General features: G+C 49.3%; 14 protein-coding genes. 8 read left to right on the top strand and 6 right to left on the bottom strand.

All coding sequences use genetic code 11. The features are described from left to right. Positions 1-3 precede the first annotated feature (3 nt). The 3 genes from GN241_08650 to GN241_08640 form a co-directional block, all read right to left on the bottom strand. Entirely contained in the window at positions 4-705 is a 702-nt protein-coding gene (locus tag GN241_08650; GenBank protein XAT59232.1) for a phytoene synthase, read from the bottom strand. A gap of 85 nt (positions 706-790) precedes the next feature. Continuing rightward, positions 791-2,422, bottom strand: coding sequence for a citramalate synthase (locus tag GN241_08645; GenBank protein ID XAT59231.1), 1,632 nt, complete (start codon positions 2,420-2,422; stop codon positions 791-793). Between the two features lie 75 nt (positions 2,423-2,497). Further along, entirely contained in the window at positions 2,498-3,877 is a 1,380-nt protein-coding gene (locus tag GN241_08640) for a cysteine--tRNA ligase (protein ID XAT57429.1), read from the bottom strand. Between the two features lie 204 nt (positions 3,878-4,081). Between GN241_08640 and GN241_08635 the strand changes: the two genes are divergently transcribed. Beyond that, entirely contained in the window at positions 4,082-5,260 is a 1,179-nt protein-coding gene (locus GN241_08635; protein ID XAT57428.1) for an aminotransferase class I/II-fold pyridoxal phosphate-dependent enzyme, read from the top strand. Next, positions 5,257-5,598, top strand: a complete 342-nt coding sequence (locus GN241_08630; protein XAT57427.1) for a competence protein TfoX — start codon at positions 5,257-5,259, stop codon at positions 5,596-5,598. Before GN241_08635 ends, GN241_08630 begins: the two co-directional genes overlap by 4 nt. Positions 5,599-5,677: 79 nt before the next feature. On the opposite strand, the gene GN241_08625 is transcribed toward GN241_08630, so the two are convergent. Next, a complete protein-coding gene (locus tag GN241_08625; protein XAT57426.1) occupies positions 5,678-6,100 on the bottom strand; it encodes a nucleoside-diphosphate kinase in 423 nt (140 codons plus the stop codon). Between the two features lie 205 nt (positions 6,101-6,305). On the opposite strand from GN241_08625, the gene GN241_08620 reads away from it, so the two are divergent. The 3 genes from GN241_08620 to GN241_08610 are packed head-to-tail and all read left to right on the top strand — an operon-like array spanning position 6,306 to position 9,506. Continuing rightward, positions 6,306-8,159, top strand: a complete 1,854-nt coding sequence (locus GN241_08620; protein XAT57425.1) for an ATP-binding cassette domain-containing protein — start codon at positions 6,306-6,308, stop codon at positions 8,157-8,159. Then, a complete protein-coding gene (locus GN241_08615; GenBank protein ID XAT57424.1) occupies positions 8,114-8,923 on the top strand; it encodes an NAAT family transporter in 810 nt (269 codons plus the stop codon). The genes GN241_08620 and GN241_08615 overlap by 46 nt, the downstream gene beginning before the upstream one ends. 4 nt (positions 8,924-8,927) lie before the next feature. Next, positions 8,928-9,506: a TIGR02281 family clan AA aspartic protease gene (locus GN241_08610; GenBank protein ID XAT57423.1), complete on the top strand. Its 579-nt coding sequence runs from the start codon at positions 8,928-8,930 to the stop codon at positions 9,504-9,506. On the opposite strand, the gene GN241_08605 is transcribed toward GN241_08610, so the two are convergent. Further along, positions 9,503-9,955, bottom strand: coding sequence for a DNA polymerase III subunit chi (locus tag GN241_08605; GenBank protein ID XAT57422.1), 453 nt, complete (start codon positions 9,953-9,955; stop codon positions 9,503-9,505). The two genes, GN241_08610 and GN241_08605, sit on opposite strands and share 4 nt — an antisense overlap. A 2-nt stretch (positions 9,956-9,957) precedes the next feature. Continuing rightward, the gene (locus tag GN241_08600) at positions 9,958-11,430 is read right to left on the bottom strand and encodes a leucyl aminopeptidase (GenBank protein XAT57421.1); all 1,473 of its coding nucleotides are present in this window, start codon (positions 11,428-11,430) and stop codon (positions 9,958-9,960) included. 145 nt (positions 11,431-11,575) lie between these two features. On the opposite strand from GN241_08600, the gene GN241_08595 reads away from it, so the two are divergent. From GN241_08595 to lptD, 3 genes are read left to right on the top strand one after another with little or no spacing between them, the layout of a single operon-like run. Beyond that, positions 11,576-12,685, top strand: coding sequence for an LptF/LptG family permease (locus GN241_08595; protein ID XAT59230.1), 1,110 nt, complete (start codon positions 11,576-11,578; stop codon positions 12,683-12,685). Continuing rightward, positions 12,682-13,779, top strand: coding sequence for an LPS export ABC transporter permease LptG (gene lptG, locus GN241_08590; protein ID XAT57420.1), 1,098 nt, complete (start codon positions 12,682-12,684; stop codon positions 13,777-13,779). The genes GN241_08595 and lptG overlap by 4 nt, the downstream gene beginning before the upstream one ends. Then, positions 13,710-15,896 carry an LPS assembly protein LptD gene (gene lptD, locus GN241_08585; protein ID XAT57419.1) on the top strand — a complete coding sequence of 729 codons (2,187 nt, stop codon included), beginning with the start codon at positions 13,710-13,712 and terminating at the stop codon, positions 15,894-15,896. The genes lptG and lptD overlap by 70 nt, the downstream gene beginning before the upstream one ends. The last annotated feature ends 2 nt before the right edge of the window (positions 15,897-15,898 follow it).

Here is a 15,898-nt window from a genome sequence, read left to right as displayed (position 1 = left end):
CGCTTACCAGCGCCTCAGTAAAGAGCGCCCGAGCAGGCGCAAACCCGAAAATCGAACGCCGCGTCGATCACCGCTATGCGCGTTTGCTTGGGGCTGTTTGGCATAAGCGGCGAGCACAGCGCCGGATTGCCACCCTGTGAGCAAGGCATAGCCAGCCTTTTTTGAAATTTTACCGCGCGCTTTGCGCGCCAAGCGCAATTTTAACAAAGCCTCATGCGCCAACAATTGAACTGCGCCTTCGGTGCTGTCGGGCATATGTGTTTTACCTGCCTCGGTCAGTTCCGGCAATGCTTTTAAGTAATTTGCAACACCCGCCGCATAGCCAAAATTGGCCAATACCTGATCATCCGCTGGCCCAAGCGCCTGAGCTGCAACCCTTATCAAACAACCGGATGTTGCATGAATATAAGCCTGAAAGTCTGACTTGGTTTTAAAAGGCTCGGGGTAAATATCATGCCGACGCGCCTCAACCACCGCCTTTAAAGCCTCTGCAGCGGCCGGTGTGAGAGAGCTGGCCAGCGGCGTTGCAACCTCATGCCTGCGCACCGCCTGCCCATCTGAAATTTCACTCAGCACGTCTTGCCACCATTGTAAACGCATTTCGGCAATCAGCGGTTCTTTGGTTACCCAAGGAGCACGGGCAACCTCAAGGTTAAAGGCGAAAATTGGAAATAACGTTTTACGAACCCCTAAAGGCGTTGCCATAACAGCGCGAAAACGCTCGGGGTCACCGCGTTCCAATAGGCGCGCACAGGCGATCACATCATCGCTTAAAACATCCGCCACCAGTTTATGCGCCTGCGTGATCGAACGCGGTATCGCGGATCAATTTCCATTGAAAGGCTTCAATTAGCGCCTCAAAGCTTGCATCCACAATATTGGCGGATACGCCCACCGTGGCCCAACGCCGCCCTTGGCTGTCTTCGCTGTCGATCACAACGCGCGTCACGGCTTCGGTGCCCCCTTGAGTAATTCTGACTTTAAAATCAACCAGCCGCACATCATCAATCATGCTTTGATAATCGCCCAAATCTTTCGCCAAAGCTTTGGCAAGCGCATTTACCGGCCCACGGTCCGAGCCGGTCTCATCCAAAGATTCACTTACTGAAAGCTTCTTTTCATCTCCAACCTTCACCACAACCACGGCTTCGGACAGGCTTACCATCTCATTATATTTGTTTTTACGACGCTCAACCGAAACGCGGTAGCGCTTTACCTCAAAAAACCTTGGCAATTGATCCAACTCTTTTCGCGCGAGCAATTCAAAACTGGCCTGGGCCGTATCATAGGAATAGCCCAGGGCCTCGCGCTGTTTGATCACTTCGAGGATCCGCCCCAAGGCAGGGTCGTCTTTCGCAACGGTTAATCCTGCCTCTTTCAAACGTTTGCGCAGGTTTGACTGGCCAGCTTGATTGGACATTGGAATGAGGCGTGCATTGCCCACAACGCTTGGGTCAATATGCTCATAAGTGGTGGGATCTTTCAGGATGGCACTGGCATGCAAGCCGGCCTTATGGGCAAAAGCCGATCCACCAACATATGCAGCTTGGCGCGCGGGCACACGATTTAAAATATCATCCAGCAAACCGGAAAGCCGGGTAAGGCCTATTAACGAATGAGGGGACACACCGGTTTTAAAGCGGCTTGCATAAGGCGCTTTTAGGGTAAGCGTGGGAATTAAGGAGGTTAGATTTGCGTTGCCGCAACGCTCACCTAAGCCATTTAAAGTGCCTTGGATATGCCGCACCCCCGCATCGACAGCCATCAAAGTGTTCGCCACCGCATTTTCGGTGTCATTATGCGTGTGAATACCCAAATTTTTCCCAGGTATCCCCGATGCAATCACTTCAGACACTATTTCATAAATTTCCCGAGGCAAAGCGCCGCCATTTGTATCACATAGAACAAGCCAGCGTGCGCCCGCCCCTAAGGCCGCTTTTAGACTTTCCAGTGCGAAGGCCGGATTGGATTTATAGCCATCGAAAAAATGCTCGGCGTCAAATATCGCTTCGCGCCCCTGCGCCACAATATGGGCAATCGATAGCCGGATCGCATCTATATTTTCTGCAAGCGATATCCCCAGCGCCGTCTCTACATGAAAATCATGGGTTTTGCCGACCAAGCAGACGCTTGAGGTGCCGGCATTCAAGACCGCCGCCAAAACATCATCGTTTTCAGCAGATCGACCGGCCCGTTTGGTCATCCCAAAGGCCGTTATGGTGGCCTTTGTCTTTGGCAAAGCGGCGAAAAACGCATTATCGGTTGGATTGGCGCCGGGCCATCCCCCTTCAATATAATCCACCCCCAAATCGTCAAGCGCCTGCGCAATCATGGCCTTTTCCTCAGTGGAAAATTGAACCCCTTGGGTTTGTTGCCCATCGCGCAGCGTCGTGTCGTAAATGTATAGTTTTTCAGTCGCCAAGCCGATGCCTCGAATTTTCATATCTTAATACGCTTTACGCCTAAGCTACAGCCAAGTGACGCGGATAGAAAGCCATTACAAAAGCGTATCTAAGCGCTTTGGGTCAAACCCCGGCCCCGCCAAGAGTTCGATACCCGTTTTGCTCATCCGCACTTCGACCCCCGCGCTTTGCAGGGCTAATTTCAACCGATCAAGTTCTGCAAAGTCTTTATCCTGCATTGCTTGGGCACGCGTTGTCTCAAGCAAGGTTTCAAATTGTGACAGATCAACGGCTTGCGCCCAAGCGCCCATTGATGGCTCAAGAAGGCCCAACATTTGAGCCCCTGCTTTCAAACCAGACAAATCTTCCTGCGCCAGCAAGCTGTGCAAGCCCGCAATCGCGCCGGCCGTGTTAAGATCATCACAAAGCGGATCCAACACGCAGGCGGGCACAATCTTTGCCGCCGCAACGCCCGCGGTGAGTTTGCGCCATTTACGCAGCGTTTTCTCGGCGTCTTGCGCGCGATCTTTGGTCCAGTCCATGGGCTTGCTATAATGCGTTGAAAGAAACACAAAGCGGATCACCTCTCCGGCAAATCCCTGCTCAATCAAATCCCGTACCGTAAAGAAATTGCCCAGGGATTTCGACATTTTCTTACCATCCACCTGCAGCATTTCATTGTGCAGCCAAACCTGCGCGAACTGGCTTTTTGGATGCGCGCAGCAGCTTTGTGCAATTTCATTCTCATGGTGGGGAAAGGTTAAATCATTACCGCCGCCATGGATATCAAAGCTTTCACCCAAGAGATCAAGCGACATGGCCGAACATTCAATATGCCACCCCGGCCGACCAAATCCCCAAGGGCTTTGCCATCCGGGCTGATCCCCGCTCGAGGGTTTCCAAAGCACGAAATCCATCGGGTTGCGCTTATAAGGCGCCACTTCGACGCGCGCTCCTGCAAGCATATCATCAATCGCGCGCCCCGAAAGCCGCCCATAATCTGCATAACTGTCAACGGCAAATAAAACGTGACCATCGGCGGCATAGGCGTGTTCTGCGTTGATCAGATTTTCGATCATTTGGATCATCTGTGGCACATAAGCCGTGGCGCGCGGCATATGCGTCGGATCTAGGTTGCCCAAATCGGCCATATCTTGCAGGTACCAAGCCGTGGTTTCTTGCGTGATCTCTGCGATCGAGCGTCCTGTTTCAGAGGCTTTGGCATTAATTTTATCATCAATATCCGTAAAGTTGCGCACATAGGTGACATGCGCCTCTCCATATAATTTGCGCAAAACCCGGAACAACACATCAAACATGATTACATTGCGCGCATTCCCCAAATGTGCCCGATCATAGACTGTTGGCCCGCATAGATAGATCCGTATATTTTTGGGGTCCAAAGGCACAAAAAGCTGTTTGGCACGAGCAAGAGTATTATGCAGTGAAAGCGTTGTCATGAGTTTACGGCCCATTGGTTCTTTATCGAAGCGGCTTAGCAATTTCATGCGTGCTTGGAAACATCAGAAATAGTCTAAAATTGGCAGTGGTTGACATTTCTGTGCGAATAACGCCATGGTTTGTGCCCATAGAGTGTTCCTAATGTGAAGTTTACCCGCGGGATGCGGCCTAAAAATCCCTTCAAACTTGAAGTTTAGATGAAGATAAGGAATTGGCCCGTGCTGCCATCACAACGTATTCGCAATATCGTGCCCGAAGGCCTGTCAGATGGATGGGGGGTTTTTATGAAAGCCCGCGAAATGATTGCCCAAGGCCACGCTGTGATTGAGCTGACGATTGGTGAGCATGATATAAAAACCGCGCCAGATATTTTAAAAGCCATGCAGCGCTCGGCAAAAGATGGGCATACTGGATATGCACCGGTACCCGGAACGCAAGGGTTGCGAAAGATCGTAGCGGCCCACCATCAAACGCAAACTCAAGTGCCAACAAGCGCCGAAAATGTTCTGATCACCCCGGGCGCTCAGGCCGCTTTATTCGCTGCGCATCTGGCGGCCTGCAACCCTCATGACAAAGCGCTTTATATAGATCCGTATTACACCACCTATCCAGGGATGCTGCGCGCGCTCAGCCTTAATCCCGTTGCAATTGCCGCCAAGGCGAGTGACGGATTTCAACCAATCTGGGCCAGTTTAAACGCGGCAGCAAAAGGCGCTGCATCCTTGCTTATCAACTCTCCAAACAATCCAACGGGCGTTGTGTACGGCCAAGAAACGCTTGAGATCATCGCGGATACCTGTCGGAAACATGATTTATGGCTGATTTCTGATGAGGTCTATTCCTCGCAAGTTTGGTCTGGGCAGCATATCACGCCCCGCTCATTACCCGGCATGAAAGAGCGCAGCCTGATCGTGGGGTCAATGTCAAAAAGCCATGCGATGACGGGCAGCCGTATCGGTTGGGTGATCGGACCGGAAGATATTATTGCCAAGCTCAGCGATCTGGCCACTGTTAGCAATTACGGGGTGGTGGGCTTTATTCAAGACGCCGCCGAATATGCACTAAAGTTGGGATCCAGCGCATGTATCTCTGTTGCAGCGCCATTTGAACGCCGTCGAAAACTCGCGCTTGAGATTTTGAAAGATTTTCCGCAAATAAACGTCACGCCGCCGCAAGGAACCATGTATCTTATGCTTGATATTCGCAGCACAGGCCTTAACGGCGAAACTTTCGCAAATGCGCTGCTCGAAGAACGCAAAATTGCGGTTATGCCCGGAGAAAGCTTTGGCGCCGCCGCCGCAGGGCATATCCGCGTTGCTATGACCGTTGAAGACGCTATGTTCAGCAAAGCGCTTACAGACTTGTGCGACTTTGCAAGCGCCCTCGCTTCAAAATGAACGATAGAGTTTCTTCTATCAGAAATTTGGGCCCGAAAATGGAAGTCGCTTTCAACGCTATTGGCATATATGACGCCCAAATCATTCGCGCCCTGGGCGCAGATGAAAGTTATCATCGGCTTTTAAGCAATGGGTTTTCTCCGCATTTAAAAGGCTATTACGCTTTGGTCATGGGGTTGCAAAACCGCCCCAGGAACGATTGCACTGCAAAAGAAAAACAAACCCTTCGCACGCGCTTTGATTTTATTAAAAGCAAAGCTCACTTTAATCAAAGCGCACAAGATGCAGATTTTGAACGCATTATTAACGAAATAGGCCTGCATAAAAAAAAGAGCTGAAGAATTCAGCCCTTTTAAGGGAACAAACGCGTATTGCTCATAAAAGCGCAGCATCCACCCCAATAAACATTAGAGTGGTTTAGCCGACCAGCTCGATACCGGAAAAGAAATACGCTATTTCTTCTGCAGCTGTTTCTGGTGCGTCAGAGCCATGAACTGAGTTTTCACCCACAGATTCAGCAAATTCTGCGCGAATTGTGCCGGCGGCGGCATCGGCTGGGTTGGTTGCGCCCATCACTTCACGATTTTTTGCAATTGCGCCCTCGCCTTCCAGAACCTGCACAATGACGGGCTCAGAAGACATGAATTCACAAAGCTCGTCATAAAAAGGGCGCTCCGCATGCACGCCATAAAACACACCAGCTTGGGCTTTTGTCATATGAATGCGTTTTTGCGCAACGATGCGCAAACCTGCCTCTTCAAATTTTGCATTGATTTTGCCGGTTAAGTTCCGACGGGTTGCATCGGGTTTGATGATGCTGAAAGTACGCTCGAGAGCCATGTTAGATTATCCTTTATGCCAAAGCAGCAGACCCCTTGCCCACCGCCATGAAAACGCTAGCGCCCTAACATGACGTCGCGCTTTTGAAAAGCCGCTTTTGGAAAAACATCGCAACAAAGGCGACCCGTTTAAAAAAGCTTTCGATTTGCTTTTATCTTGCGATTTGCAACTGGTGTCTCATAAAGCTGCCTGCTAAGCCACGCGCATGTTGAAAATTAACGATATCAGCTATTCTGTGGAAGGCCGGCTTTTGCTCGAAAACGCAACGGCAATTATTCCGGCAGGGCATAAAGTGGGCGTTGTGGGGCGAAATGGCACGGGCAAAACCACGTTGTTTCGTTTGATCCGCGGCGAATTGGGATTAGAGGGCGGCAGCATCACTTTACCCCGCCAAGCCAGAATTGGCGGCGTCGCTCAAGAAGTGCCCGGAAATGAGGTTTCGCTGCTCGATACGGTTTTAGCCGCTGATCTTGAACGGGCCAATTTGCTAAAAGAATCTGAGCGGGCCACCGATGCGGCCCGGATCAGCGATATCCAAACCCGTCTGGCGGATATCGATGCATGGTCAGCTGAGGCGCGCGCAAGCAGTATTTTGCGCGGGCTGGGCTTTGATTCAAAAAAACAACAGATGCCGTGCAGTGCCTTTTCAGGGGGCTGGCGGATGCGCGTGGCCTTGGCGGCGGTTTTATTCTCGCAACCTGATGTGCTGCTTTTGGATGAGCCAACAAATTATCTGGATTTGGAAGGCGCGCTTTGGCTTGAAAACTATCTTCTCAAATACCCTCATACGGTTTTAATCATAAGCCATGATCGCGGCCTATTAAACCGATCAGTCAGCACGATTTTACATTTAGAGGATAAAAAGTTGCAACTTTATGGCGGCGGATATGATACATTTGCGAAAACCCGAGCCGCGCGCTTGGCCGCCGCAGAATCTGAGGCCAAAAAACAAGAAACCCGCCGCGCACATTTGCAATCCTACGTGGATCGGTTTCGTTATAAGGCTGATAAAGCCCGGCAGGCACAATCACGCCTAAAAGCCATCGCTCGGCTAGAGCCGATCACGCGCCCGCAAGAAGCCGCGTTGCGCCGCTTTAGTTTTCCCACGCCCGAAGAACTGTCACCGCCGATCCTAAGGATTGAAAACGGCACCGCCGGATATGGCGAAACCACCGTTTTATCTCGATTGGATCTGCGTATTGATCAAGATGATCGCATTGCGCTTTTGGGCCAAAACGGTCAGGGAAAATCTACGCTGGCAAAATTGATTTCAGGGCGTTTAAAGCCTATGCTAGGGCAGCTGGTGCAATCCTCAAAATTACGGATCGGCTATTTCGCCCAGCATCAAGTCGATGAACTTTATGTCGATGAAACACCGATTGATCACGTTCGACGTCTGCGCCCTTCCAAAACACCGGCGCAGCTGCGCGCTATATTGGGTGGCTTTGGCATTGGCGCGGAACAAGCAGAAATACTTGTTGGCCGATTATCCGGCGGGCAAAAGGCGCGGCTGTCTTTATTACTAGCGACGATTGACGCCCCACATCTTTTGATCCTTGATGAGCCAACCAACCACTTGGATATCGAAAGCCGCGAAGCATTGGTTGAGGCCCTGACCGCCTATTCTGGAGCTGTAATTTTAGTCAGTCATGATATGCATCTTTTGGAATTGGTGGCGGATCGGTTATGGCTTGTGAATAATGGCCGCGTAACGCCTTATGAAGAAGATCTAGAAAGCTATCGCAAACAATTACTCAGCGTCGACAAGCCCGCTAAAAAAAATGCAATCAAGGCCGAGCGCCCGAAACCAGCAAGCCGCGAAAAAATACTTTCGCTGCGCAGCGATGTTCGCAAATCAGAGGCGCGGCTGGAAAAGTTAAATGAAATGCGGGATAAATTGGCAATAAAACTTGCCGATTCTGCGCTTTATGACGATACTCGGATTGGTGAATTGGCCACTTGGAATAAAAAATACGCCGAAGTCATGGAGGCACTTGAACGCGCCGAAGCGCTATGGTTGGCGGCCCAAGAAAAACTAGAATTAGCCGAAAACCATTAGTTTTAAAGGCTGGCCGATTTTACGCCAATCGCCCTTTGCAAAAAGCAATTGCGGCATCTACAGCGCTTACAGAGAGCCATCGCAAAGCCGGTTTCAATGATGCATGTTTAAAAGGATATAAAATTTTGTTTGATTTCAGCACCACGCTTTTTATCACATCTTTCGTAACGCTCTTCGTCATCATTGACCCGATCGGGTTAACCCCGGTATTTGTCAGCTTGACCAATGGCGAAACCATCGCGGCGCGGCGGGCCATTGCCTTGCGTGCAACAGTGATCGGCGCCGTCATTCTGTTGATTTTCTGCCTATTTGGTGAGTCGGTGTTAACCTTTCTGGGCATTTCGCTGCCGGCGTTTCGGATTTCAGGCGGTATACTGTTGTTTCTTACGGCGCTTGATATGTTGTTCACGGGGCGACGCAAACGTCGCGCGGCGCAAAGCGAAGCTGAACCGGCCGAAAATGATCCATCGGTATTCCCCCTTGCCATTCCTTTAATCGCGGGGCCAGGTGCAATTACCACGATGATTTTACTCTCCTCAACGCATCCCGATATTGCCGGAACGATCACGCTCAGCTTGGTAATGCTGGCCGTCATTATTTTGGTGTTTTTAAGCTTTTTAACCGCGCCTATGATCGAAAAAGCCTTGGGCGACACCGGAACCGAAGTTGTCACCAGATTGCTGGGAATGCTGCTTGCCGCCCTGGCCGTTCAGTTTATCTTAGAGGGATTATCGCTTGTGTTGAGTGAAATTTTTCAAAAGTAGCGCCGTGCCAAATATCGATTATGCCCATCTCACATATTTAACATTGCTTACGGCCGTTTTGATCGGGTCGGTCCTAATGTCTCGTACAGGGTTTTGGAAAACGCTTCGTCAATTGGCAGTATGGCTCTTGGTGATAGCGGGGGTGGCTTTTGCAGCTGCGCTTTGGAACGATATCCGCAAAAACAGCGCACCTGCCACGAAACTGCTGCTGCAAGACGGCGCGATTCTTATTCCGAAACAGGCGGATGGCCATTTCCATGTAACTTTAAACGTAAATGGCACAGAGATCCCCTTTTTAATCGATACCGGCGCCACAACCGTTATTCTCAGTCAAAAAGATGCGCAAAGCTTGGGGTTTGATCTTGACAAATTGGCGTTTTGGGATCGCGCGAATACAGCCAATGGAGAGGTGAAATTGGCCCCCGTTCGCTTGGCCACGGTTGCGCTGGAAAAGCATGTGGATCGCAACATCGCCGCTTATGTCAATGCGGGTGAGTTGCCAGTTTCATTATTGGGCATGAGCTATCTGAGCAAATTTTCGCGCTTAGAAATCACCCAGGATCATATTTCAATCTGGCGTTAAGCTTCTGCCTTTTTGGTCCATTTTCCGGATTCTTCCGACCAATATTGCGCGGAACAGCCAGATTGTGTCAGAGTTTTCCAAAGATCTCGGGCCGCCTGAGTGGCATCCAGATTATGACCATCAAATAAGACACAGACGCGCTCGCAAGCCTGCACCTCTGCTACGCTGACCAAGGCGCCATCTATAATCATTTTACAGCGAACATTATCAACGGGTTCGGTGCTGAGCACGATAGGGCTTTCGCTTGCCTCGGCTTCGCTTTCCAACGCATGTGGCAAAAACCCATCGGGTTGCTGCACCCAAAGCCTTTCATCTAACCATGCCAGTCTGGCGGGATCGGTGCCCCGCACCTCTGTGCGCCAACCCGCCGCAACAGCCTTTTGCAGCAAAAGCGGCAGCGTCGTTTCAAGAGGATTCTGCGTGAGGTGATAAAAATATACAGCCCCCATATTTATCCAGTCTCAAACATCTCTTGCACCAAACGATTTAGCGTCATAACGCCCCAACCGGTTGCTCCAGCGCCAGAATGCGCGGTGTCAGTCTTAACCTTAGCCACCCCGGCAATATCAATATGCGCCCAAGGCAATTCATCTTTTACAAAGCGCTGTAAAAACTGCGCAGCGGTGATCGATCCGGCAGCGCGCCCGCCTATATTCTTCATATCAGCTATGGGCGATTTCAACAATTTATCATAGGCCGGCGAAAGCGGCATCCTCCAAGCGCCTTCTTGTTCGTGCGCTGCGGCCCCCAGCAAGCTTGAGCAAAACTTATCATTGTTGGAAAAAACACCGGCATTTTCATGGCCCAAACCAACGATGATCGCCCCGGTCAAAGTGGCAAGATCAATCATCGCGCAGGGCTTGAAGCGGTCTTGTGCGTACCACATCACGTCACATAGCACCAAACGGCCTTCGGCATCCGTGTTCAACACTTCAATCGTGTCACCCTTGAGAGAGGTCACAACATCACCGGGGCGCATTGCCTCGCCGGACGGCATGTTTTCCACCAAACCAACCAAGCCTACCACATTGGCCTTCGCCTTACGCTTTGCCAGGGCTAACATCGTACCCGCAACCACGCCAGCGCCCCCCATATCCATGGTCATTTCTTCCATGCCAGCAGCGGGTTTCATAGATATGCCGCCCGTGTCGAACACCACACCTTTGCCAGCCAAAGCCAAAGGCGCTGCGGCATCCTCCGCCCCTTGCCACTCTAAAATCACCAATTTCGAAGGACTTTTTGAGCCCTGTCCAACGCTTAAAAGTGCGCCCATTCCAAGCTCTTTGAGCCGATCCTCATTTAAAACCTCAACTTTCAAACCATGCTCTGTTAATGAAAGCAAATGTTCGGCGAATGTTTCGGTTGTTAAAATATTCGCGGGCATGGAGACGAGATCACGCGTCAGGCACACCCCGTCAACAATCGACAGCACAGTTTCAAAATCGGAGCGAAAATCACTCAATTTATCATGCATGACGCGATAATCAGGCCCCACATCCTGCTCTTTTGACTTATAATTTTGAAATTTATAACTTCTCAGGGCAAGCCCTAAGCAAAATTGCTCAGAATGGCGTAAAGCCCCCAGTAAAATCAAGGCTGATTTCCCCGATAAACGTTTTGCCACTGTTACGCCAGCTTCGCGAACAATCTCTGGTTTCTCTCCACGTTCTAAGATCACAAGCTGGATCGCTCTTGCTTTTAAACCGCTTGGATAGGAAATCGTAATCACATCGGCCGCCTTGCAGCCTTGAAAGCTTTTATGTTCAACAACCCGCTTGATGGCCCCTTTTGACATCGCGTTGACGCGTCGCGCCATAGCCGAGAGGCCTCCTTGACGCGTTACCGTTACGACCAAATGATCGGGATAATCTGCGACTTCATCCCAGGCAGTGTTTTCAAAACTAAAATTTCCATAAGGCGGCATGAAGGTCTCCTCAGAATTTACAAGATAAAATCATTTTCCCGGTCTATCTGGATAGTTAACAGTTTTCCCCGCGATCACTTTGAGGTAAACCATGTTTGAACGTAGAACGCCACTGGGGATTTAAGTGTCACGCTTTGACCGTTATCTGTTTTTCCAATTTTTGGTCGTATTCGGATTTTTCTCATTGGTCTTGGTGCTGGTTTATTGGGTGAATACGGCGGTCATTCTGTTTGACCGTTTGATATCAGGCGGTCACTCTGCACAGGTATTTTTGGAATTTTCGCTGCTGGCAATTCCAAAAGTGATAGCGATGATATTGCCCATGTCCGCCTTTGCGTCGATGGTTTTTGTCGCCAATCGGCTCAACAGTGAAAGCGAATTAACCGTTGTGCAGGCAACTGGTTTTAGCCCTTGGCGATTGATGCGGCCTGTTTTGGCATTTGGGCTCATCGTCGCACTGTTTATGTCAGTGTTAAGCCACTTTATCGTTCCGGTGAGCAATGCCTATTTGAAACAACGGGAGCAAGAAATTGCGGGCAGTATTTCAGCGCGGCTATTGAGAGAAGGTGTTTTTTTACATCCCAGCCCGGGCATAACTTTCTACATTCGCGAAATAACCTCCACCGGTGAATTAAAGGATGTGCTGCTTTCAGATCACCGCAATAAGAGCACGAATATAGTATACAGCGCGGAGACGGCCTATTTATTGCGCGAGGACGAACGCAGTATGTTGGTCATGGTCAACGGATTGGCGCAGAGATACCAACAGGATACGAATGCGCTTTCGACAACTTTATTCTCAGACTTATCCTATGATGTGAGCAATCTTATCGGAACCCAAACGGTTTTGAAACGGGGTTTGAGTTCCGTTTCGAGCTATGAGATGATTTATGAACAAGCCCTAATTTTGCAAGAAACCAATACACCTTTGGCGCGCTTACACAAAGAAGTTCACAATCGCATTCAAGAGGCACTTTTATGCATCGTAGCGGCCTTTATCGGTTTCGCGAGCCTGCTTTTGGCAAGCTTTAGCCGATTTGGATCTGGCCCTCAAATTTTATTGGCGATTTTATTGCTGATTGTAATCAAGCTTACCGAAAGCGCATTAGGAGATATGCTGCGTGGCAACCCGTCTTATTGGCCCCTTATTTACGCGCCGACGCTGGTTGGAGGGGCGATGAGTTATGCTTTGCTAGCCTTCGCAGCCAAACCGTTTAAACGCGGCGTAGATTTGAATGATCAGGTTGCCTCATGACGCTTCACTATTATTTTTCGAGTAGGTTTTTAAAGTCTTTTACCGCAGTCTTTGCGGTTTTCTTTGTGTTCATGTTGCTGATTGATCTGGTAAATCAAATTCGTTGGCTTGATGATAGCGTTTCCTTTCGAAATGTCCTTCTTCTGGCTGCCCTAAATACCCCCAAATCAATATATCAAATCCTGCCATTAATCATGATCATTTCGGCCGTTTTGCTATTTGTAAATCTAAACAAGTCGAGCGAGTTTATCATCGCCCGGGGCGCGGGCCAATCCAGCCTCACAACACTCGCTGGACCGATTTTAATAGCAGCCCTGTTGGGGCTCATCATCATTGGGCTATTCAATCCAATCGTGGCATCCACGTCAAAATATTATTTAGATTTGAGAGAAGAATTCGACAGCGGAGGTCGATCGGTATTTTCTATCGGCAGCGAAGGTCTATGGCTGCGTCAGGGCGATAGCGCCGGACAAACCGTCATACACGCCGAGCGTACTAATTTTGACGGCACAAAGCTTTATGATGTTACCCTGTTAAACTACACTAAAGATGGCGGCTTAAATAAGCGCATAGAGGCAAAAACAGCCTCATTAAAAATTGGCAAATGGGAGCTCGAAGAGGCAAAAACCTGGTTGCTTTTGCCGGGTAGTAATCCAGAGGAAACTGCGCAATTCTCAAACAAGCTCGAACTTCCATCCACTCTCACACAAGATCAAATTCGCGATCGATTTGGCAAACCGGGTTCGGTATCTTTGTGGAAATTGCCGGAAACTGTCGCCCAATTAAAAGCTGCAGGGTTTTCAGCCCGCAGACATCAGCTTTGGTTTCAGTCGGAATTGGCGCGCCCGTTATTTTTGATGGCTCTTACGATGATAGCCGCCGCCTTTACAATGCGCCCCGCTCGCCTTGGGGGAACGGGCTTGTCAATTTTAAGCGCCATACTTCTAGGGTTCGGGCTGCATTTTATTCGCAATTTTGTTCAGATATTAGGTGAAAATGGACAATTACCAATTTTTTTAGCGGCATGGTCACCGCCCATTGCAGCCCTTGCCCTTGCCTTTGGTCTGATGTTGCAGATGGAGGACGCTGCGTGAAAAACCGGATGGGGCATATGGTCCTTAAGGCTTTAAGCCTAAGCCTCCTTTTCGCAAGTCAATGTCTGGCAGCAAACGGGCCGGCAACAATGATCGCCGATCAGTTGTTTATTGACCAAGAACAGCGTTTGGTGGCTAGCGGCTCGGTTTATGTTTCGCATCAAGATAGGATATTGACCGCCAAACAAATTATCTATGACAAGAAACTTAATAAATTAGAAATAACAGGGCCGATCCAGTTTCTAGATACTGATGGCAATGAAATAAAAGCCAAAACGGCGAATATAGATGGCGATTTAAAGGCTGGCCTTTTCAAAGCTGCAAGACTTGTGTTGAAGCAACAGCTTCGCATTAACGCAAAATCACTTGAGCGCTCGCAAGCACGCTTTATGCAACTGAACAAGGTTCGGGCGACCTCTTGTTTCAGCTGCAATCAAAACCCGCCCCTTTGGCAAATACGTGCGAAAACGATGCGCCATGATAACGTGAAACGGCAAGTTTTCTTTGAAAATGCAACATTGCACATCTTTGATTTTCCGGTCTTTTATACACCATATTTACGCCTTCCAGATCCTGGCGTGAAGCGCATGCAAGGCTTTCTTGTTCCGCGAAGTCAAACAACAACGCGGCTTGGTTACGGCCTTAAATTGCCCTATTTCATACCGATTGGCGAAAGCCGCGATGTAACCTTAACACCTTATGCGTCGCCTGTGACCAAAACAATCGAAGTGGATTATCGTCAAGCCTATGCCGCGGGCGATTTTCAAGCGTCAGGCACGGTTTCTCATGACGGGTTAACCCAAGACAAATGGCGCGGATACATGTTTGCAAATGGTAGCGCTGAACTTCCATCGCAGTATATTTTAAAATACAAAATAGAAACCGTAAGCGATTTCAGTTATTTAGGCGATTATGAATATGTAGAGAGGGACCTTCTAGAATCCAACCTACGGCTGAGTCAAACAACCCGACGTCAGTATAATGACGTGAGCATACGCCATTATACCTCTCTTTACGGAGGCAATAGTACCGCCCCTTCTTTTGTGGCCTCCAACAAATTTGAGCATCGGTTTGCAAAACCATTTATTGGTGGAAATGTTAAGATTGGCTTAGATATCCATGGCAGTCACCGTCAATCTAATACTAACGAAATCGGGCGAGATTTAAGCCGTGTGAACGGCACCTTGCAATGGGGGGATCTTTACAGGTTTTCAAATGGTGTCCAAATTGGATTTAAGGCCCAGGCTTTCACCGATCTATTTATGATTGCCCAGGACACGAATTACAGCACGACGCAATCCGCATTTTCAGGTGCAGGCGCCATATCACTGGCTTGGCCCTTACTGGCCAAAAATAAATTAAACCAGAGCATAATAATTGAGCCGGTTATGCAATTTGAATATGCCTCACAAAGAGATTTTTCGCTGCCAAATGAAGAAAGCCTCTATGCAGAATTTGATGAGGCAAATCTGTTTGAACTGTCCCGTTTTCCAGCACCAGACCGCCGCGAGGTTGGTTTAAGGGCGGCAACAGGTTTTAAATTTGTGTCGCAAACCCACGATAATGCCAAGTTTTCTGCCGCTATTGGGCAAATCTATCGCGAAAAAAGCGAGCCTGATTTTTCAGGAAGCTCAGGATTGCAATCACAAACGTCAGACCTTTTGATCGGCGCCGAAATTGAAACGCAAGGCGGGTTGTCGGTTTTAGGGCGCAGCTTGCTAACTCCAAATGGTCGCTCATCACATGCGGAGGGCTTGGTCAGCCTGCGTTCAAAACGATTTGAGCTTGCCGCAGGATATGTCATGATGCCCAAGGCGTTTAATGATAATACCGATCAAAACCTGTCGGAATGGACCGTGTCTTCCAACTTTAAAGCCAATTCAAACTGGGTGATTGCAAATACAATGCGATACGATCTTGTGGCCCAAAGGGCCGCCACTGCTGGCATCAATTTTTCCTATAATAACGAATGTGCCAGCTTTGATTTCGCGGTGCATCGTCGGTTTACAGATATCGGCTCATCTCCGCCATCAACAAGATTTGAAATGACGATCGGATTAAAAGGGTTTAGCACAGGCGGCAAAAGCCTTTCCAACCGACCCAATTGTGGAATTTAAGA

The sequence above is a fragment of the Rhodobacteraceae bacterium IMCC1335 genome, from assembly GCA_039640495.1.
Lineage (GTDB): Bacteria > Pseudomonadota > Alphaproteobacteria > Rhodobacterales > Rhodobacteraceae > Thalassovivens.
This window is presented reverse-complemented; position numbering and strand designations above follow the sequence as displayed.